The sequence below is a fragment of the Micromonospora sp. AMSO12t genome (assembly GCF_008806585.1).
Taxonomy (GTDB): Bacteria; Actinomycetota; Actinomycetes; order Mycobacteriales; family Micromonosporaceae; genus Micromonospora; species Micromonospora reichwaldensis.
Map to the genome: position 1 here is coordinate 1 of NZ_WAAS01000552.1, position 730 is coordinate 730.

A 730-nucleotide genomic window follows, 5' to 3' on the forward strand; every position below is an offset into this window, starting at 1 on the left:
GGCGGCGTGGCCCGCGTGCCGTCGGCCGGTGACCTCGGCTCCGGGTGGCTGGTAGCTTGCCCCGATGAGTCTGCGGCGTCGACGCGTGGCGGTGGTCTTCCGCCTGGCGATCGTGATCAGCGTGCTGGCCGGGATCGTGCTCACCGCGCTCGGTTCCGCCACGCTCACCGGCCTGCTGCCCTACTTCACCATCCAGAGCAACCTCGCCGTCGGGCTCTTCGCCGGATACGCCGCCTGGCTGGCCCGCCAGGACCGGCCCGAGCCGCCCTCGGCGCTCAAGGGCGCGGTCACGCTCTACATCACCATCACCGGCGTGGTCTACCACCTGGTGTTGGCCAACCCGGCCAGCCCGTTCGCGATGCCGCAGGCCGACCGTACGCTCGGCGAGGCGCTGGGCAACCAGTTCCTGCACACCGTCGTGCCCCTGCTGGCCGTGGCGGACTGGGCGCTGTTCGACCGCCGGGGCCGGCTCCGCCCGCGCTACGCGGCCTGGTGGTTGGCGTTCCCCCTCGGATACCTCGGCTTCGCGCTGCTGAGAGGGCTGGTGGTGGACCGGTACCCGTACCCGTTCATCGACGCAGGCGAGCTGGGCTACGCGGGGGTGGCCGTCAGCGCGGTCTTCTTCGCCGCCGCGTTCTGGCTGCTGGGCCTGCTCTTCGTCGCCGTCGACCGGGGCCTGGGCCGCCGTGCCGTGGCGCAGGCCGCCCCCGCGACCAGCCCGGACGCCCCC

General features: G+C 73.6%; 1 protein-coding gene. It reads left to right on the forward strand.

Annotated elements, in window-relative coordinates; genetic code table 11:
- Positions 1–64 precede the first annotated feature (64 nt).
- On the forward strand, positions 65–730 hold a 666-nt coding region (locus F6X68_RS32915), incomplete at its 3' end, for a Pr6Pr family membrane protein (protein WP_151457864.1).